General features: G+C 55.5%; 14 protein-coding genes. 12 read left to right on the top strand and 2 right to left on the bottom strand.

Going from position 1 to position 19,874, the window contains the following annotated elements:
* Positions 1–50 precede the first annotated feature (50 nt).
* Positions 51–2,159 carry a glycosyltransferase gene (locus KP703_RS04430; RefSeq protein WP_215753918.1) on the top strand — a complete coding sequence of 703 codons (2,109 nt, stop codon included), beginning with the start codon at positions 51–53 and terminating at the stop codon, positions 2,157–2,159.
* Complete coding sequence (locus KP703_RS04425; RefSeq protein ID WP_215753917.1) at positions 2,152–3,405, top strand: polysaccharide pyruvyl transferase family protein; 1,254 nt, start codon at positions 2,152–2,154, stop codon at positions 3,403–3,405. The genes KP703_RS04430 and KP703_RS04425 overlap by 8 nt, the downstream gene beginning before the upstream one ends.
* A 141-nt stretch (positions 3,406–3,546) precedes the next feature.
* Here KP703_RS04425 and KP703_RS04420 read toward each other — a convergent pair whose 3' ends face one another.
* On the bottom strand, positions 3,547–5,787 hold the full coding sequence (locus KP703_RS04420; RefSeq protein WP_215753916.1) for a glycosyltransferase: 2,241 nt from the start codon (positions 5,785–5,787) through the stop codon (positions 3,547–3,549).
* A 282-nt stretch (positions 5,788–6,069) separates the two neighbouring features.
* Between KP703_RS04420 and ispF the strand changes: the two genes are divergently transcribed.
* The 10 genes from ispF to KP703_RS04370 all read left to right on the top strand — a co-directional run bounded on the left by ispF (position 6,070) and on the right by KP703_RS04370 (position 18,861).
* A complete protein-coding gene (gene ispF / locus KP703_RS04415) occupies positions 6,070–7,224 on the top strand; it encodes a 2-C-methyl-D-erythritol 2,4-cyclodiphosphate synthase (protein WP_215753939.1) in 1,155 nt (384 codons plus the stop codon).
* 110 nt (positions 7,225–7,334) lie between these two features.
* A complete protein-coding gene (locus KP703_RS04410) occupies positions 7,335–8,699 on the top strand; it encodes an 8-oxoguanine deaminase (protein WP_215753915.1) in 1,365 nt (454 codons plus the stop codon).
* A 113-nt stretch (positions 8,700–8,812) separates the two neighbouring features.
* Positions 8,813–9,871: a tRNA dihydrouridine synthase DusB gene (gene dusB / locus KP703_RS04405; protein WP_215753914.1), complete on the top strand. Its 1,059-nt coding sequence runs from the start codon at positions 8,813–8,815 to the stop codon at positions 9,869–9,871.
* 10 nt (positions 9,872–9,881) lie between these two features.
* Positions 9,882–10,991 carry a nitrogen regulation protein NR(II) gene (locus tag KP703_RS04400; protein ID WP_215753913.1) on the top strand — a complete coding sequence of 370 codons (1,110 nt, stop codon included), beginning with the start codon at positions 9,882–9,884 and terminating at the stop codon, positions 10,989–10,991.
* Positions 10,992–11,047: 56 nt separating this feature from the next.
* The gene (ntrC, locus tag KP703_RS04395; RefSeq protein WP_062143911.1) at positions 11,048–12,496 is read left to right on the top strand and encodes a nitrogen regulation protein NR(I); all 1,449 of its coding nucleotides are present in this window, start codon (positions 11,048–11,050) and stop codon (positions 12,494–12,496) included.
* Between the two features lie 9 nt (positions 12,497–12,505).
* Positions 12,506–14,767: a PAS domain-containing sensor histidine kinase gene (locus KP703_RS04390; RefSeq protein ID WP_215753912.1), complete on the top strand. Its 2,262-nt coding sequence runs from the start codon at positions 12,506–12,508 to the stop codon at positions 14,765–14,767.
* Positions 14,757–16,148, top strand: a complete 1,392-nt coding sequence (locus KP703_RS04385; protein ID WP_062143904.1) for a sigma-54 dependent transcriptional regulator — start codon at positions 14,757–14,759, stop codon at positions 16,146–16,148. Before KP703_RS04390 ends, KP703_RS04385 begins: the two co-directional genes overlap by 11 nt.
* A 67-nt stretch (positions 16,149–16,215) precedes the next feature.
* Positions 16,216–16,500, top strand: coding sequence for an RNA chaperone Hfq (gene hfq / locus KP703_RS04380; RefSeq protein WP_043550541.1), 285 nt, complete (start codon positions 16,216–16,218; stop codon positions 16,498–16,500).
* Positions 16,454–17,797 carry a GTPase HflX gene (gene hflX, locus KP703_RS04375; protein ID WP_197464494.1) on the top strand — a complete coding sequence of 448 codons (1,344 nt, stop codon included), beginning with the start codon at positions 16,454–16,456 and terminating at the stop codon, positions 17,795–17,797. The genes hfq and hflX overlap by 47 nt, the downstream gene beginning before the upstream one ends.
* Positions 17,798–17,922: 125 nt before the next feature.
* The gene (locus tag KP703_RS04370; protein WP_215753911.1) at positions 17,923–18,861 is read left to right on the top strand and encodes an arginase family protein; all 939 of its coding nucleotides are present in this window, start codon (positions 17,923–17,925) and stop codon (positions 18,859–18,861) included.
* Between the two features lie 18 nt (positions 18,862–18,879).
* Here the strand turns inward: KP703_RS04370 and KP703_RS04365 are convergent, their stop codons facing one another.
* On the bottom strand, positions 18,880–19,836 hold the full coding sequence (locus KP703_RS04365; RefSeq protein ID WP_215753910.1) for a ribokinase: 957 nt from the start codon (positions 19,834–19,836) through the stop codon (positions 18,880–18,882).
* Positions 19,837–19,874 lie beyond the last annotated feature (38 nt).

The following is a 19,874-nucleotide window of genomic DNA, read 5'->3' as shown; positions in this document are numbered from 1 at the left end:
AAGGAAGGCACTTTTTTAATTTTACTTTTAGCGTTGCGTGGGAATTTTTTATGTCAGGTATAGATGTCTCTCTTGTTTTGAACGTCCATCGTGAACAGGATTTATTATACCCCACGCTACGCTCTCTGCTTGATACCGTGCAGCATGCGCAATTACATGAGCTCAAATCTGAGCTGGTAATTGTTGCAGACTATGCTGATGAGAGAACGCTGACCCTTTTAAAAAATTATGATTACACAGGTTTTGATGCTGTCAGGCTTGAAAATATTGAAGTACGTTCGCTGGGGCTGGCACGCAATTATGGTATTGAGGTCGCTGTTGGTGAATACATCGTCACAGCTGATGCCGACGATTTAGTTTCCAGAAATTTCATTTATGAGCTTTATCAACTTCATCAGGCTTCCCAAAATAAGAAAATAGTGGCCTTTCCCGAGTATTATCATTCTTTCGGGGACGGCAGTTATGTTTGCAAATTTTACTCTCTCGACCGGGTTGGCCTGTATAGAATGGCGGGTGAACATCCTTATGTTTCCCGTTTTATGGCAAGACGCGCAGACCTCTTAAGCATACCTTACAGGGATTGCTCCTCCGGCACCGTTTATGCTTATGAAGATTATGATATTAATTTACGTTTGATTTGCGCAGGCTTTGATCTGCTTGTGGCGCCGGACACAATTGTTTTTTACCGGCAGAGAAACGGTAGCATCATGGCGTCTCTTGGCAGAGACCAGAAGCGGATGGTGCCTAATTCTGCTTTTTTTGAAGGAAATGAGTTTTTAAAGCTTCTGGAGAAGAGGGATCAGGGGACTGTTCTTCCACAAATTCATATTGATTTTAAAAAATCCTATACCAAATCATTTTATTTACGAGAGTTCATTCATCAGGCAAATCTGATTGAGCCGGAAATACATCCTTATAGTCTTCGGGATGCCCAGTTTTTTACCAATGTTGGGATTTCGCAGGCGTTCGGACAAGCTTATGAAAAAATCTGTAAGGTTATTCAAGGAAAACACTATACGGACGTCTTTTTCCTGCCGTTCCTTTCCAAAGGTGGCGGCGAGAAGTACGTTCTGAATTTTATAGAAACAGCTATTAAAGAAGGCAACAGATCGTGCTTATTGATCCTGGGACAGCAACTTTGCCACTCTAAAGAACGCTATCAGATTCCTGATGGGCTGGACGTTCTTGATCTGTATGAGATTCTGGATGCGCATGATGCTGTGCGGATACCTGAGATGTCAATTCGGGTTATTGAAAATTTTGCGGGTAATGCAAGGATTTTCATGAAATTCTGCCCGTTCTGTGAAGTGGTTATGAAGGCCTACGCCGACTTCTTTAAGAGTAGGCAGCTGGTTTATTTTTACTTCTGTTCCTCTTATTATATTATGGATAGTGTTATTTACGAAGATGGTGCTGAATATCGTTTCCTGAGTGACTATAGAAATTATATAGATTATATCGTTTCAGATCACGGCCTTAATCTCAAGCAGCTGGAATACCGCATCCCGGCCTATCAGGGGCGAACTGAAACTCTTTACACCTATAGTCAGCCGGTTTCACATCCTCTTCAGCGCAGCGATGAGCCGAGGCGCTTAATATGGGCCTCCCGCCTGGATGCACAAAAACGCCCCGACCTGCTCCATAAAATTTCTGTTGAACTGCTGGCAGAAAATATAGCAACAAAAATTTATGTTTATGGAAGTCCTGTTCTGGATCAATTTGAACCTGAATATTTCGATGACTGCCCTAATGTTGTTTATAAAGGTGGTTTTAGTGGGTTGGGGAGCATTCCTTTTACGAATAAGGATGCTTTTTTATATACATCGCTTTTTGATGGCCTGCCCAATGTGCTGCTGGAAGCTGCCCAGATGCAAATTCCAATCATCACGGTGGATGTTGGTGGGGTTCCGGAACTGATTCAGGACAAATCTGGCTTCCTGGTGCATGGCAGCGCTGATGATGCAGAACTTGTGGCGCGGTATGTCGCTAAGGTTAAAGAATTTCTTAATGCGTCTGAGGCGGAAATTCAGAATAAGGTTCACTGTCTGCATCAACATTTTGAGCAGCAACATGCTCAGTCCATTTATGGCTTGAGAGTTGCTGCGGTGTATGCGCGTCTGGAAGAACAGCTTGCAAAAGGGAATGCTTTAAATGGATGAAAACTATAAAAATATCAGGCGAGCTGTTCGTGCAGAAATTCGAGAGAATTCTTCTCTGATTGAATCCTTGAAGCGCTTTGCCGACAACGATGCAGTTTTCTATCCGGGTTATGGCAACCTTGGCGACGGGTTGATTGCGTTAGGGACACTTGATCTGTTTGCAGATCTGGGCTGGGACCCCAAACGCATTCAGGGCCGACATAAAGAGGCTTTTTCTGGCTACACCCATATTGTGATGGGTGGGAGTGGCGGCTGGGTCAAGGGAATGTGGGAAACCTACCTTGAGCAGACAATCGCCTTTCTTCAAAATGGTGGCCAGTTACTCATTCTTCCAACAAGCTTTTCAGGGTTTGGGTCTGAATTTGTTCCTTATGCAGATCAGGTAACAATTTTCTGCCGTGAACAGCGGAGTTACGACGAACTGCTTCGTCAGGGGATGCCGGAAAGCCAGATTTTCGTTTGTCCGGATATGGCGTTTTACACCAAAGAAGAGCATTTCTCTGATCTGGAAATTGACGGTCAGTACCCCGTTCTCCAAATTTTCCGGCTTGATGAAGAGGGTGGCCGAAAAACGCCTCCTCGTGACTCTGTCGATTTGCCGCTTTTGTTTAATGACATCCAGTGGTCGACAGTCGAACAGTGCGTGAAACCTCTTCGCGCTGTTGCTGGATTGATGAGTCAGTTTGAATGCGTAGAGACGGATCGTCTCCATATGGCTGCTCTGGCTGCGTTGATTGGGCGTACTGTTAAGCTTGAACCTTCAAGTTACTTTAAAATTAAAGCCATTTTTGATTATACTTTGCATCGTTTTCCGACTGTTACGTTTGAAGACCGCACGTCAGATTATACCCTCGCGGAACAGGGTGGACGTGCGGAAGTTCAGTTGCTTCGGGATACGGTTAAAAGAATTAATCTCGACCGGCAGGCAGAGTGGGAGCAACGCACAACTGTCCTGCGCCAGAATGATGCTCTTTTGTCCCGTTTGGAAAAATTGCAAAGTAAGCTGACTGAAATTTCTGAAGAAAAAAAGAAATCCGTAAAAAAACAGACAGATTTTACAAACCATATCAATCATCTTGAGCGTGAAATATCACGTAAAGATCGTGAGTTTTATCAGGTTCGTCAGGAACTTGAAAAAATTCAATCGTCTCGGCTGCATCGGGTAGGAGAGAAATATTACAGCATATTCGGGTTGCCAGTATTCGGGGTTGTGCTGCGTATGGTTCGTAAAGTGATCGTAAGATAAGCGGGAAGGTTTAAGAAAAATAACTGCACGAATCTGGTTATTCCTGATGTGGGGGGTGTGTCGGCCCCGGAAAATAAGCCTGGCCTGAACCGCAGGTTTTCCGATGGTGCTCTGTAAAAGCGCCATCGGAAACGCAAAAGCTTATTTTCGAAAATGAGCAACTAACTGACCAGGGCCAAATTTGCGCAACCCCATACGGATATTCCGAATGGTCCCAGGCTGGTTCACACTGTCATAATATTTGTGCACCAGCTGGACCAGTCTGCCTCCCTCGTGCTGAGCGGTCGGAGTGGGGGCCGAGCTGTGGTGGGTGTTGTTTGCTGATGGGATTGTTGGGTTGTGATACTGCGTATTGGGGCCATTGGCGTTCAGGAATTTGATCATTTCGCCATGGCAGCCTGACAGCTGTGCCTGATGTTTATCGATGATATAGTTATAGTTGATAGTAAACATCCTGAATTTGTCACGGAAAATCGAGTCTTCCCGGATGCGGTATTTGAACAGCGGGTGTGGGATCATCACGCCGCGGATGCCGTTAAGGACCATGGAAATGGTTGATTCCCAGTCATCCAGGAGCATGCCAAGGTTCGGGTCATGCTGGCCGTGTGCCAGATAGGCATCACGCCGCACAACCAGTCCCTGACAGTTGGTTGTGTTCATGATCATCTGGAGCGGGACTTCAGGGTTGAAGGTCGGCCAGAGCCGGAGGCGGCCGTGCTGGTTGAAATCCTCATTCCATGCCCCCACAAAACCGACATTGCTGTAACGGTTCAGGATCTTCAGGGCAGCTTCATAGTAAGGAACGCAGACGAGGTCATCGGCGTCAAGAAGAGCAATGTAGTCTGTCGTGGCGTGCTGGACGCCGATATTTCGGGTCTCCGCTACGCCGGAGTTCTTCTTATAAATAACTTTCAGGTTTGTGTAACGTGCTTCAAGAGTTTTTAGAATAATGACGGATTCTTTGTCCGTCGATCCATCATCGACGACAAGAATTTTGATATCCTGCAGGCTGCTGAATTTGACGCTTTCAATCGCTTCAATCAGTAATGTGCCAAGATTGTAGTGCGGGATGACAACCGTCAGCGCTGAGCTATTTTTTGCGTTTGCATGAGTCAGCTCTTTCCCAGATGTGAAGGGGAAGGCAGCGCCAGACGCGTTCTGTTTGGCTGTGGCCAGAACCTGTTCTTTCTGCGTCATAACCGCTGTGTAAGAGCAGGTATCCTTAATGGTCTGAATGGCATTTTCCGTAATCGAACGGATTTGAACATCCTCCAGAGCATCAATTGTCAGAATGGCGTCCTGAATGGATTTTGGGGAATGCGGGTCAAACAGGAAACCGTTTTCTCCATGCCGGATGAGTTCTGCCTGTCCGCCACTCAGAGAGGCGGCAACAAGGCCACCATCTGCCATATGTTCGATAACGGAATAAGGGTAGTTTTCGAACAGGGACGGATGAAAGAGAGCCTTGAGATGTTTTTTGATGAAAAGAATTTCGGAATGTTCTTTTAGGCCTGCAAATTTGAGCAGTCCTTTTTCAATCCATTTGCTATATTTGGTGCTAAGTGTTTCTGTCAGGGATTTGTTGTTTTTGAAATAATGCGTGTCAGATCCGTAAACGTACAGGGATGACTGGCCACCATTAGCCCAGTACAGGTCAAACCCCGCCAGCGCATGCTCTATGCCCTTCCAGTAACAAACGCGGGAGGCAATGGCGTAATCAGGAATGTCGTAAACCTGCGCGTTATCACTGGCCTCTTTTCCCGAAACCAGACTGGTGGAGGGTTTTTCATAAGGGTTGGGCACAACATCAATCGGAACATCTTTTTCCAGAAATTTCGTGAGCAGTTTCTTTTTCAGAAAGGCGCTGGGGGAAATGACTTTGTCTGCGGCCTGAAAGCAGAACTGCTCCATATATTTTGTGAAATATGTTGGCAGTTCATAGATATTTTTCTTGTCCCATTCATCAATCATAGTGACGGGTGTGTGGGCGGTCACCAGAACTTTCAGGTCTGTAAACGGTGCTTCCAGGCATAGCTTTCTCTGAAGCGTAAAATAACCCAGACCGAAACCGTCGCACACTTCAAGCCAGTCCGGTTTGAAACCATCCGTGATGATTTTTTTGACCTGATTGGAGAACTCGTAGCTCATCGCCGCCCAGTGACCCATATGTTTAAAGGAGTCACCGGTGGATGGATTGAAGCGGATCACCTTGACGCAGCCAAAATACGTGCAGACTTCATCATGCACATTGAAATCGGCCGTTAGGATAACAGTCGGTTCTCTCCGTTCTATTTTGGCGTTGATGTATTCCTGAACATACGTGCACAGGCCGCCCCCGGTCACATCAGGAGGGCATTCAAAGGTGAGCAGGAGTGTTTTCATGGTTTCTCTGGTCTGAGCCGCAGAAGAATGGGGCCTGATAAGGGGCTGTGATTGGTGCGAGCTATATCATTTATTTTGAGAGAGAGGGATGAAATTTTCTATGCTGACGAATGCTTCATAAGATTTACATGAATAAAGAGAGAAACAGTTTCATGTAAAAACGGAAGAGGCAGCTTTTTAAAAGCAAACAGCTTTTGTAAGGGCTGGTGTGGTGCAGACAGAGTTCTGTGAGGCGCATTTTGTGCCTTGACGTCTCGGGCTTCCCGCAGCATTGCTCCGACTATGCGAGTAGCTGCCATTCTTCTGGCTGCCGGAACAGGCAGCCGTTACGCCGCGACCAGCGGGTCTGCAACGCCGAAGCAATATGTGATGCTGGCGGGCCAGCCGGTTATCCGCCATGCTGCGGAAGCCCTTTTGCCTCATGTAAGCTGTGTGCAGCCGGTGGGTGACCCCGAAATGCTGGTGCAAGCGCTGGACGGCGTTGCTGTCCTGTCGCCTGTAGCGGGTGGGGAAACCCGTCAGGCCAGCGTGCTGGCCGGGCTGGAAGCGCTGGATGCTCTGCCTGAGAGCGAGCGCCCTGATCTGGTTCTGGTGCATGATGGCGCGCGTCCTTACGTGACGGCCAGACTGGTGCAGAATGTTGTTTCCGCGCTGGCTGAGCATCCCGGTGCCATTCCTGCTGTGCCGGTTGCCGATACGCTAAAGCGTGAAGACAAGGGTGTGATTGCCGGGACTGTGCCGCGTGATCATCTCTTCCGGGCGCAAACGCCGCAGGGTTTCCGCTTTGGCCTGTTTTTAGACCTGCATCGTGGGGCTGCGTCTGCTACGGCAACGGATGACGCAAAGCTGCTGGAAGAGGCAGGCTTTAGCGTGGCGCTGGTGCCCGGTGATGAAGACAATATCAAGCTGACTTATGAGGAGGACCTCGTGCGCCTTGAACGACTGATTGGTCCGACTCTCCTGCCGCGTGTCGGGCTGGGGTATGATGTTCATGCTTTTGAAGAAGGCCGTCCGCTGATCCTCTGCGGTATTACCGTGCCGCACACCAAGGGGCTGGCTGGCCATTCAGACGCCGATGTTGGCATTCATGCGTTGTGTGACGCCATTTATGGCGCGCTGGCGGAAGGCGATATTGGCACGCATTTTCCGCCCAGTAAGAACGAATGGAAAGACGCCGATAGCGCACGCTTCCTCGTGCATGCCGGTCAACGTATTCGGGAACGCGGCGGTATGCTGATCAATGCCGATGTAACGCTCATTTGCGAACGCCCGAAAATTGGCCCGCATGCGCAGGCTATGCGTCAGCGGATGGCGGATCTGCTGGAAGTGGATGTTGGTCGGATTTCGGTTAAAGCCACCACGTCTGAACGTCTGGGCTTTACAGGACGTGAAGAAGGCATTGCCTGCACGGCGGCGGTGTCTGTTCTGCTGCCCTGATCCGGCAGCGCTTTAAGCGCTTCTGGAGAAAGGTTTTTGGCAAAGGCCGCGCATCGGGCTGATGTGCGGCCTTTTTCATGTTCTGCCTCAGTGATTGGAAAAAGAGACCAATGACGACCATCCTGCTGAAAAACGCCCTGCGTGTTGTGACGATGAATGACCAGCGTGAGGAGCTTGAAGGCGGCTGGGTGCTTGTGCGCGGGCGGCAGGTTGTTGCCGTTGGTGCAGCCTCAGACCCGTTGCCGCAGGCGGATAAGGTGCAGGATATGACCGGGCATGTCGTGATGCCCGGCATGGTGAACACGCACCACCATATGTATCAGACACTCACCCGCGTTATTCCCGCCGCGCAGGATAGCTCGCTGTTTGGCTGGTTGCAGGCGCTTTATCCGATCTGGGCTGGTCTGACACCGGAGATGATCCGCGTTTCTACCTGCACGGCCATGACCGAGCTTTTGTGGTCCGGCTGCACCACGACTAGTGATCACCTTTATCTGTTTCCCAATGGGAGCCGGCTGGAAGATCAGATTGAGGCCGCGACACAGATGGGAATGCGGTTTCACGCGGCGCGCGGGTCCATGAGTGTCGGGGAGAGCAAAGGGGGCTTGCCGCCAGATAGCGTTGTGGAAGATGAGGCCGCCATTCTGGCCGACACGCAGCGGGTGATTGAGGCGTTCCATGACCCTGAACCGCTGGCCATGCAGCGTGTGGTGGTGGCACCATGCTCACCGTTTTCCGTCAGCCCGGATCTGATGCGTGAGGCCGCCCAACTGGCGCGCGCGACCGGCACCATGCTGCATACGCATCTGGCCGAAAATGCCAGTGACATTGCCTATAGCCGTGAGCGCTTCAACATGACGCCAGCGGAATACGCTGAGGATGTCGGCTGGGTTGGCGCGGATGTATGGCACGCGCATTGCGTCAAGCTGGATGAGGCAGGCATCAGCCGTTTTGGCGCAACGCATACCGGAATGGCGCATTGCCCCTGTTCCAATATGCGGCTTGGCTCAGGTATCGCGCCAGTGCGGCGTATGGTGGCGTCCGGCATGCGGGTTGGGCTGGGCGTGGATGGCTCGGCGTCCAATGACGGCAGCCACATGCTGGGGGAAGCCCGGCAGGCTATGCTGCTTGGCCGGTTGCTGGAAACAGAAGACGGACGGCCCATGATGCAGGCGCGTGAAGTGCTGGAACTGGCCACGCGTGGCGGGGCGGCTGTGCTGGGGCGTGATGATATTGGCTATCTGGCACCCGGTATGGCGGCGGATCTTGTGGCGTTTGATCTGCGCGGAATTGATCATGCTGGCGCGCAGTCGGACCCGGTTGCAGCTTTGCTGTTCTGCTCGCCTCAGCGTGTTGCGTATTCCATGGTCAACGGGCGCTGGCTGATCCGTGATGGTCAGTTTGTAAACCATGACCCTGTGCTGCTGGCCGAGAAGCATAATGCTCTGGCGCGTCAGTTGCTCGAAAAGGTCTGAAAATAAGGGCGTTCGGAAACCCTGGGCGGCCAAAACGTTACGGATATAAAAGATTGATTCCCGACTCGGAAATGCGTATATCTGCCTAAATCATAGGCAAAGTGGAAAAGACTGTGCAAACGCAACCGTTATTGCGGCCGATTGATCTGGGCGGTGTGCGCCTGGAAACGCCCGTTATCCTTGCTCCCATGTCCGGCGTGACAGACCTGCCGTTCCGTCGTCTGGCGCGGAAGCTGGGGGCTGGGCTTGTGGTCTCCGAGATGATCGCGTCCTGGGCCATGGTGCGGGAAAATGACACAACCCTGCGGATGGCCGAAGTGGCGGATGCCGGTGGGCCGAATGCTGTGCAGCTGGCCGGGTGTGACCCGAACGCCATGGCAGAGGCCGCCCGGATTGCCGTGGGGCGGGGTGCGGACCTGATCGACATCAATTTCGGCTGCCCGGTGAAGAAGGTTGCGGTTGGTCAGATGGCCGGTTCCGCGCTGATGCGGGATGAAGTTGGTGCCGCGCGCCTGCTGGATGCCGTGGTGAAAGCCGTTCCTGTGCCAGTTACGCTGAAAATGCGGATGGGGTGGGACCATTCACACCTGAATGCACCGGTTCTGGCCCGGATTGCGGAAGAGGCTGGTATTCGCATGATCACCGTGCACGGCCGAACCCGCCAGCAGTTTTATAACGGCACGGCAGACTGGGCCTTTGTGCGGAACGTGAAAGAAGCCGTTGGTCTGCCGGTGATTGTTAACGGCGATATTCTGACGGTGGATGATGCCCGTACAGCGCTGGCGCAGTCCGGCGCAGATGGCGTGATGATCGGGCGCGGATGTTACGGGCGTCCGTGGTTTCTGGCGCAGGTCGCACACGCTCTGCGGACGGGTGAGGAAGTGCCGGACCCCACGCTGGAAGCGGAAAAAGCCATTGTGCTGGAGCATTACAAAATGATGCTGGAGCATTTTGGGGAACGCCCCGGCCTGCGTCTGGCGCGCAAGCATGTCTCCTGGTATTCCGCCGGTCTGCCGAATTCTGCCGGGTTCCGGGCTGCCGTGAACCGCGTGGACTGCGCGCCGGATGCCATTGCGATGATTTCTGATTTCTACGATCAGCAGATTGCTGACGGGTCTGTGCGCGAACCTCGTGCCTCCCGCCATGCCGATGCGCAGGCGCACGCGGCATGACACAGGTTGCATGAAGCGCCCCGCATTGCCTCAGGATGGAAGCCCGTCCGCTGGTCTGCTTCTGGACAGCCTGCCTGTGCCGGTGTTGGAGCTCGGCCCTACGAACAGGCTGCGTTTTGCCAATGCGGCGGCGGAGGAGTTTTTTGCGACCTCCCGCCATCAGCTCTGCCAGAGCGCGCTGGAGGAACTGGTGCCGGAAGATCATCCGGTCTTTTTGCTTGTGCAGCATGTACGCAAGGAAGGCGGCACCATCACTGAGCATGAGCTGGTGTTCAGCAGCCCGCGCTTTCACCATGAAGGGGTGACGGTGCAGGGGGCGGATGTGCTGGATTATCCCGGCTCCATTTTGCTGACGTTCCATGATTCCTCGGCAGCGCGGGCGCTGGACCGTCAGTTGGCGTTTCGCTCTGCGGCGCGCAGCGTGTCCGGCATGGCCGAAATGCTGGCGCATGAAGTGCGGAATCCGCTTTCCGGCATTAAGGGCGCTGCACAGATTCTTGAGCATTCCGTTGGGGAAAGTGACAAGGAACTTGCGACGCTGATCTGTGATGAAGTGGATCGCATTGACGCACTCGTTGAGCGGATGGGCGTGTTTAATGAGGCCCCGGCAGATTATCGCTCCCTGAATATTCATCGCGTTCTGGAACATGTGCGGCTGCTGGCCAGCAAAGGCTGTGCGGCGGGGCTGCGGATTGTGGAACGGTATGATCCGTCTCTGCCGCATGTCTGGGGGAATCGGGACCAGCTGGTGCAGATGTTGCTCAATCTGGTCAAGAATGCTGCCGAGGCCATTCGGGAGACGGAAAAGCCGGGTGAGATTACGCTGAGCACCAGTTACCGGCCCGGAATTCGCCTGGCCGTTCCTGGCACCTCGCAGTGGCGGCATCTGCCGCTGGTGGTGACGGTGCGGGATACGGGACCGGGTATTTCAGAGACCATCCGCCCGCATCTGTTTGAACCCTTCATCAGCACCAAGATGAGCGGGAGCGGGCTAGGGCTGGCCCTTGTCGGCAAGATTATGGACGACCACGGCGGCGTGATTGAAGTGGAAAGCCGCCCCGGACGCACGGAAATCAGCCTGTATCTGCCCGTAGTGCCGGACGGCAACGAAAGCATCTGACAGCTTCGTTCTTTTTTTGTAATGATCTTTTCGTATCTGAGTGTAACCTGACCCCTATGACACCTTTGCCGACTATTCTTGTTGCTGATGATGACCGCTCCATTCGTACCGTGCTCGGGCAGGCGCTGGGGCGGGCCGGGTATCAGGTTCAGTCCACCCCTAACGCCGCAACGCTCTGGCAGTGGGTGGAGGAAGGCGAAGGCGATCTGGTGATTACCGATGTGGTGATGCCGGACGGCAGCGGGCTGGATCTGATCCCGCGTATCCGGCAGGCCCGGCCGGATCTGCGTATTATCGTCATGAGTGCGCAGTCCAATCTGGTGACAGCGGTCAAGGCGACCCAGCGTGGCGCGTTTGAATATCTGGCCAAGCCGTTTGATCTGAAAGAACTGCTCGGTGTGGTGGCCCGCGCGCTGGTGGCCCCGGCGCATGAGGCGGATAAGCCTGCGGTGGCCTCGCCCCCGGAAGAACGCCTGCCGCTGATTGGTCAGTCCCCCGTCATGCAGGGGATTTATCGCAGCATCGCCCGCCTGACGACGTCTGACCTGACCGTGATGATTAGCGGTGAGAGCGGCACGGGTAAGGAGTTGGTCGCGCGTGCGCTGCATGAATATGGGCGCAGGCGGGGTGGTCCGTTTGTTGCCGTGAATATGGCCGCCATTCCGCGAGACCAGATTGAGAGCGAACTGTTCGGGCAGGAGCGTGTGCCGGGGGCTGTGACAGGCCGAAGCCCGGGGCGCTTTGAACAGGCGACGGGTGGCACGCTGTTTCTGGATGAAATTGGCGATATGCCGCCGGAAGCGCAGACGCGGCTGTTGCGCGTGCTGCAGGAAGGCGAATTTACCACCGTGGGTGGCCGCGCTCCCATCCGGGCGGATGTGCGGATTATTGCCGCAACGCATCGGGATCTGCGGCAGGCTATCCGGGCCGGGACTTTTCGGGAAGACTTGTATTATCGGTTGAACGTTGTGCCGCTGCGCCTGCCGCCGCTGCGGGAGCGGCTTGAGGATATTCCGTTACTGGCTCGCCATTTTCTGGCGCAGAGCCGGGAGGCTGGGGCCGGGAGCCGGGTGCTGGATGATTCCGCCGTGGCGCGCCTGCAATCCTGGCGCTGGCCGGGCAATGTGCGTGAGCTTGAAAACCTCATGCGGCGCATTGTGGCCCTTTATCCGCAGGAGACTATCAGCAGTGATCTGATTGATGCGGAACTGGCTGAACCGCTGGCACATGAGGTCATTGCGGAAAAGGCGGTGGTGGAAGAACCGTTGTCCGATGCCATTTCCCGCCATATCATGCGCTACCTGACCGCAGGGCGGGAAGGGATGCCCTTGCATGATCTGTATGCGCGTGTGATTGCAGAGGTGGAACGACCTCTCATTCAGATGACATTGCAGGAAACGCGTGGAAATCAGATCAAGGCAGCAGCCATGCTGGGGCTGAACCGGAATACGCTGCGCAAAAAAATTCGTGAGCTTGAAATTCCCGTTGTGCGCGGTGTGGTCTAACCTGCCTTTATGCAGCGCTTCCTCTCTTCTCTGAGCACTCTTCTGGCCCGGACCCGGCTCCACTGGCTTTTACGGTCTCTGGAGCGGAAAAGCGTGGCTCTTACGCTGGCTGCTCTGGCGCTATGCCTTGGCTTTGCAACCTTTGTGGTGCTGTCGGGCGGGATGTCCTTCGGGCATTATGCGGTGATCGAGCCGCTGGTGTTGCTGCTGAACAGTCTGGTGCTGGGTTTGCTGCTGCTGGCCGTGGCCATGCGGGTGGGGCCGATGCTGGTGGAGCATCGGAAAGGGCTGGCCGGGGCCAGACTCCATGTTCGGCTGGTCACACTGTTCGGGATTGTGGCGGTCGCGCCGACGCTGGTGGTGGGCGTGTTCGCCACCCTGTTTTTCCATTACGGCATTCAGATCTGGTTTTCCGACCGGGTCAATACGGCGCTAAATGAAGCCATGGAGGCCTCCCGTGGCTATCTGGCGGAACATAACGCCAATATCCGCACCGATGCGTTCTCCATGTCCAACTACATCATGAGCGCCCAGAACGAACTGGCGGCCAGCGGCATGAACCTGCTGCAGGATCATGATGCGCTGGGGGAAATGCTGGACAGTCAGGCCACCATGCGCGGGCTGACGGATGCGCTGGTGTATGACCCCATTACCAACAAGATTGTGGCCTCGGGCGGTCTGATGAGCCGCGCCGGAGATCAGGCTCTGCCGCCCCCGGCTGCGACCATGCTGGCGCGTTCCAATGACGTGGCCATTCTGGATTCTCCGGATCAACGCACAGTGCGGGCGGTGGTCGAGCTTTCTCAGACCCCCGCGCTGATGCTGGTGATTACCCGTCTGGTGGACCCCACCATTCTGGAACATATGCACCGCACGGAAAAAGTGATTGCGGATTACCGGCGCCTGAACGGCAACCGGGCCAAAATCCAGCTGACGTTCGTGATGATTTTTGCGCTGGTGGCTCTGCTGGTACTGGCCGCAGCGGCGCTGATTGGGCTGGCGCTGGCGAACCAGATTGCCAAGCCGCTGGGCCTGCTCATTCTGGCGGCTCGCCGGATTAGTGAGGGTGATCTGGGCGTGCATGTGCCCGAGGCCAACCGGGATGATGAGGTGACGAGCCTCTCCCGCGCCTTCAACCGCATGACGGAACAGCTGGCCAGCCAGCGCTCGGAACTGATGGCGGCGTATGGGCAGATCAATGAGCGGCGTCGGTTTACGGAAGCGGTCCTCTCTGGTGTGTCTGCCGGGGTGATCGGGCTGGATGTGGAGCAGCGGATTGAACTGCCCAACCGTGCGGCCTGCCTGCTGCTGCAAACAGATCTGATGGACGCTATTGGCGAAGCTCTGGCGACCCGCGTGCCGGAATTTGCGGAACTGCTGGCCGACGTGCGTTCTGTGCCCGATCAGGTGATTACGCGGGAAGTGCAGACTGGCCCGGAGACCAGCCGGCGCATGCTGCTGGTGCGGATTGGCGCGGAGCTCCGCGGGACGGTGACGGAGGGGTACGTGATGACCTTCGATGACATCACGGCCCTGCAGCAGGCCCAGCGAAAAGCCGCGTGGGCGGATGTGGCGCGGCGGATTGCGCATGAAATCAAAAATCCGCTGACCCCGATCCAGCTTGCCGCGGAGCGGCTAAAGCGGCGCTTCCTGCGGGAAATTACCTCGGACCCGGAAACATTTGCGCAGTGTGCCGATACCATTGTGCGGCAGGTGGGGGACATTGGGCGTATGGTGGATGAGTTCTCCGCCTTTGCCCGCATGCCGCAGCCGGTGATGACCAATGAGGATCTTTCCCGCATTATACGGGAAGTTCTGGTGCTCCAGCGGAACGCGCATCCTGAAATTACCTATCACGTCAGCCTGCCGGACAGAGGGCCGGTGGTGCGGTGTGACCGGCGGCTGATCAGCCAGGCGTTGATCAACCTGCTGCAGAATGCAGCGGATGCCATTGCCATGACAGCAAAACAGGGTGATGTTGAGGGAAATGGCTCAAACACAGCCAATGCGGTATGGATTGACCTGAAGGACAGTGAAGGCAACGTCGAAATTTCTGTTGCAGATAACGGCGTTGGCCTGCCTTCGGGCGACAGGCATCGGTTGACCGAGCCATACGTGACGCACAAGGCTAAGGGCACCGGACTTGGTCTGGCCATTGTCAAAAAGATTATGGAAGACCATGGGGGTGCGGTGCGTCTGGAAGACAGGGCGGAGGAAACAGGAACTGTGGCTATTCTGATTTTGCCGATGAAGGACGACCATGGCTCATGAAATCCTGATTGTTGATGATGAGCCCGATATCCGGATGCTCATTGAGGGCATTCTTGAAGATGAGGGCTACGAAACACGGGTAGCTGCGACATCTGATGCAGCCATAGCCGCATTCCGGGCCCGCAGGCCGTCTCTGGTCATTCTGGATGTCTGGTTGCGGGACTCTCAGCTCGATGGGCTGGGGATTCTGAATGTCCTGCATGCGGAAGAACCGTCCGTGCCGGTCATCATGATTTCCGGTCATGGGACGATTGAAACCGCCGTAGCGGCCCTCCAGCACGGCGCGTATGATTTTATTGAAAAGCCATTTCAGGCAGACCGTTTACTGGTTGTGGTACGGCGGGCGCTGGAAGCCTCCCGCCTGGCCAGAGAAAATGAGGAACTGCGCCTGCGTGCCGGGCAGGATACGGAACTGTTTGGCAATAGCGCTTTGATTACGGCGGTGCGTGGCCAGATTGAGCGTGTGGCCCCCACAGGGTCCCGCGTGCTGATTACAGGTGGTCCCGGTTCGGGCAAGGAGGTGGCGGCCCGCATGATCCATGCGCGTTCCCGCCGCACCGATGGACCGTTTGTAGCCCTGAACTGCGCCATTCTCGCACCAAACCGGTTTGAGGAAGAACTGTTCGGGCTGGAAGGCGCGCCTGATGGCACCGGCCGGCGCACTGGTGTGCTGGAACGAGCGCATGGTGGCACGCTGGTGCTGGATGAAGTCGCGGATATGCCGCTGGAAACGCAGGGCAAGATTGTTCGCGCTCTGCAGGACCAGACGTTTGAGCGGCTGGGTGGCTCAACTCGCGTGAAAGTCGATGTCCGCGTTCTGGCCACCACCAACCGGGATTTGCAGGCCGAGATCATGGCCGGGCGTTTCCGGGAAGATCTGTATTACCGGCTTGCGGTTGTCCCGTTGCGTCTGCCGGGCCTGCGGGAACGGCGGGATGATATTCCGGGCCTTGCAGAACTGTTTTTGCGTCGCGCTGCGGAGATGGCTGGTCTGCCCCAACGTGAACTCTCGGCCGATGCCGTTGCGGCCCTGCAGGCGTATGACTGGCCGGGTAATGCGCGTGAACTGCGGAACCTGATGGAACGTGTGCTGATCATGATGCCGGGCAACAGTGTCGAGCCCATTCGCGCGGAAATGCTGCCATCCACCATCGGGGAAGGGGCTCCGGCCCTGCTGAAGTTTGATGCCTCGGCCGATGTCATGAGCCTGCCGCTGCGCGAGGCGCGAGATATGTTTGAAACGCAGTACTTGCAGGCCCAGTTGCTCCGTTTTGGGGGCAATATCAGCCGGACGGCAATATTTGTTGGCATGGAACGCAGTGCGCTGCATCGCAAACTGAAGCAGCTTGGTGTAACGTCCGAGGAACGAGGGGTCGGCTGACGTGTTTGCAGTTCTTCTGCAAGCCATCGTCCGGCTGTAACAAAAAATGAGAATAGGGCCTCCCATCGTGGATAAGGACACCGGATACAATGTGCAGGATGCGTTTCTGAGTCAGATTCGCCGTTCGCGCTCATCTGTGACAGTTTTTCTTGTGAATGGCGTAAAATTGCAGGGCAATATTACGTGGTTTGATGATGCCGCCGTTTTGCTGAAACGCGATGAGCATACACAGCTGATTTACAAGCACGCCATCAGCACGGTCATGCCGACTGTGCCTATCAATATCTTCGAAGCACCAAATTCCGGTGCTCAGACAGACAGAGAGCCCACACTTGGCGACGATTTTATCTGATACAAAACCCGTTGCCACCCGTGGCGCGGTTATTCTCCCCTGGGAAAAGTCCGCCCACGATCAGGATGTAAGGGCTGCGGAAGCCCGGCTGGAAGAGGCCGTGGGTCTGGCAGCCTCCATCGGGCTGGTAATTGTTTTACAGGCAACCCTGCTGCTGCGGACCAGACGTTCAGCAACCCTGCTGGGTAAAGGGCAGGTCGATTCGCTCAAAATTGCCGTTCAGGCTGAGAAAATTGACGTTCTGGTGGTGGATGCCCGGCTAAGCCCCGCCCAGCAGCGTAATCTGGAAACCGAGTTTGGCTGTAAGGTGATTGACCGGACCGGCCTGATTCTGGACATCTTCGGCGCACGCGCTGCGACGAAGGAAGGGACGCTGCAGGTCGAACTGGCGCATCTGGAATATCAGCGTTCCCGGCTTGTGCGATTGTGGACCCATCTGGAACGTCAGCGCGGTGGCTTCGGCTTTCTTGGTGGTCCGGGTGAAACACAGATTGAGGCCGACCGCCGGATGATCGGTGATCGGATTGTCCGCCTCAAGAAAGATCTGGAGCAGGTGCGCCGCACCCGCGGGCTGCATCGGCAGGCGCGTAAGCGGGTGCCGTTCCCGGTGGTGGCTCTGGTTGGCTATACCAACGCAGGCAAATCGACACTGTTCAATGCGCTGACGGGTGCTGCAGTTTACGCAAAAGACCAGCTGTTTGCGACGCTGGACCCCACCATGCGGGCTATCACGCTGCCATCAGGCCGTCGGGTCATTCTGTCGGACACGGTGGGGTTCATCAGTGATCTGCCGACGGAACTGATTGCCGCCTTTCGCGCCACACTTGAAGAAGTGGCGGAAGCCGACATCATTCTGCATGTGCGGGACATTGCGCATCCGGATAGTGCTGCCCAGAAAAAGGATGTGTTCCACGTTCTGGAAGGCATGGCGCGGGATAACATGATTGAGCCGGACTGGTCTGGCCGCATGATTGAAGTGCTGAACAAGGTTGATCTGCTGGGCGGCCCCGAAGAACTGGCGCAACTGGGTGATGCTATCGGTATTTCCGCGATAACCGGAGACGGCCTGCCGGAACTGATGGCGCTGATTGACGAGCAGATGACGGCCACCATGGAAGAGGTTCGCTACCGCGTGCCACTCTCCGACGGCGCGGCGTCGGCATGGCTCTATCAGCACGGGGAAGTGCTGAACCGCACGGATGATGAAAGCGGGGCCAACATCACCGTGCGTATCAAGGCAGAAGACCGCGCGCGGTTTGAAATGCTGTTCAAACAGGTTGAACCGCTGCTGGCGTAAAATTTCCGTAGTGTGGACGTTTGGAAACGGTCAGGTTCTGTATGAGCCTGACCGTTTTTTATCATCTTGCCTGACCATTCTTTTCCCGTAATATTTTGAGGGGTTCATGCGGGAGGCTGGGTAAGATGGATGTTATTCTGGCGCCGACCAATCTTGGCCTGAGCCCGCTCTATCCGGGTCATGAGCCGGGAACATGGCGTGCGCCGGAGGTGCTGATGGGTGCCGGGCTGGCTGATGCCTTGGGGGCTAACGCTTCGGTCACAAGGCTGGCTCGTCCCCACTATTGCCGGGTGCCTCCTGCGGGAACACTCATCCGGAACGGCTACGCGATCCGCGCCTTTAGCCTGACACTTGCCGAGCGTGTGGCGCAGAGTGTCCGGAACGGGAGTTTTGCTCTGGTGCTGGGCGGGGACTGCTCGATTCTACTCGGGGCGCTTGTGGGTGCGCGGCGGAACGGCCCGCTGTCTCTTATTCATTTTGATGGACATAGCGATTTTCGGCATCCGGGGAATTATGACGCCAGCCAGATTATGAGTGGCGTTGCGGGAATGGATCTCGCACTGGCCACAGGGCGAGGTGAACCCTTTCTGACCCAATGGCCTGATATCGAAGGCCCTCTGGTGCAGGATGACCATGTTATTCAGATTGGTGAGCGGGAAAGCCATGACGCTAATTTCGCATGGCCCGATATTGCCAGCACCGCCATCACACAAATTGATATTTTTGACTTCCAAAAGATCGGCGTAGCGGCGGTCTCGGCAAAGATTCAAGCTCTTCTGTCGTCACACTCAGGGGCGGGTTTTTGGGTGCATTTTGATGTTGATGTGCTGGATCAGGTCGTCATGCCAGCTGTTGATTGCCCCGGCTCACCGGGGCTTTCATCGGCTGATATGGTCTTGCTTCTCAATCCACTGGTTTCTGACAGACGCTGTCTGGGAATGACAGTTTCCATTTATGATCCGAAGAAAGATCCGGACGGGGAGTGTGCCAAAACACTTGTCGCTCTGTTAGGACAGTTAGCGTATCGCGAGAGCGTGGGAGGTTTGGCGCAATCCCGTAACTGAGCAGCGCGGGAGCCGGGTTTATGCCTCTGGCTGAGCCGCCATTAACGCGACGACAGCCTCCCATTCAGGGGCCGCATCAGCAGCACCATGACGTGTCGTGGCCAGCGCGCCGCATGCAGACGCGATACGGACAGCCTCAGGGAAAGGTTTCCCCTGCGCGAGCGCGAAGGCGAGGCCAGCGTTAAAACAGTCCCCGGCAGCCACAGTATCAACAGGCTCAATGCAGAAGGGCGCGCTATGGCCGCTCTGCGTTCCATCATGCCAGAACACACCCCGGCTTCCCATTTTGACAAGGACGGCTTTTACGCCTTTGGCCAAAAGCAGGTCAGCAGCCTTTGCAGCGTCTTCTACAGTGTCTGGCCGAAGCCCTGTGAGCTGGAACGTCTCGCTTTCGTTTGGCGTCAGAATATCAATCTCCTGCCAGAGCGCATCCAGAAGGCCATGTTCCGGAGCGGGGGCAGGATCAAGCACGACCAGAGCACCTGCCGCCCTTGCTTTACGGGCGGCAGCCAGAACGGCCTGCTGAGGCACCTCAAGCTGCAATAGAACAACGGCTGCACGTTCCAGCCATTCGGACGCGGCAGCAACGTCCGTTTCATCCACAGCCATGTTCGCGCCACCGACCACCGTGATGCAGTTCTCTCCGCTGCCATCAATCCCAATCAGCGCAATGCCCGTTGCCTGCGCGGGATCTTCCCTTAGCGGAGAAAGATCTACCCCAAAGCGCTCAAGTTCCCGACGGGCCTGCGCACCAAAGCTGTCCTGACCGATGCGCCCGGCCAAAGCCACCTGAATGCCAGATCCGGCAGCTAATCGTCCCGCAGCGGCGGCCTGATTGCTACCTTTGCCGCCGAGCATGACGGCATAGCTTTCGCCGTGCACAGTCTCGCCGGGGCACGGCAAACGGACAGCCCGGGCGGTGACGTCAATATTAATGCTTCCAAAAGACAGGATCAGGGGGTTGGGGCTCGGCATAGGTTGGGTCTCGATAAGGTAGGGAAACCTGTCTTAGC

The organism is Acetobacter sp. P5B1 (assembly GCF_018811985.1).
GTDB classification, from domain to species: Bacteria; Pseudomonadota; Alphaproteobacteria; order Acetobacterales; family Acetobacteraceae; genus Acetobacter; species Acetobacter cerevisiae.
The sequence above is the reverse complement of the archived record's forward strand: the minus strand, read 5'-3'. Positions and strand labels throughout refer to the sequence as shown.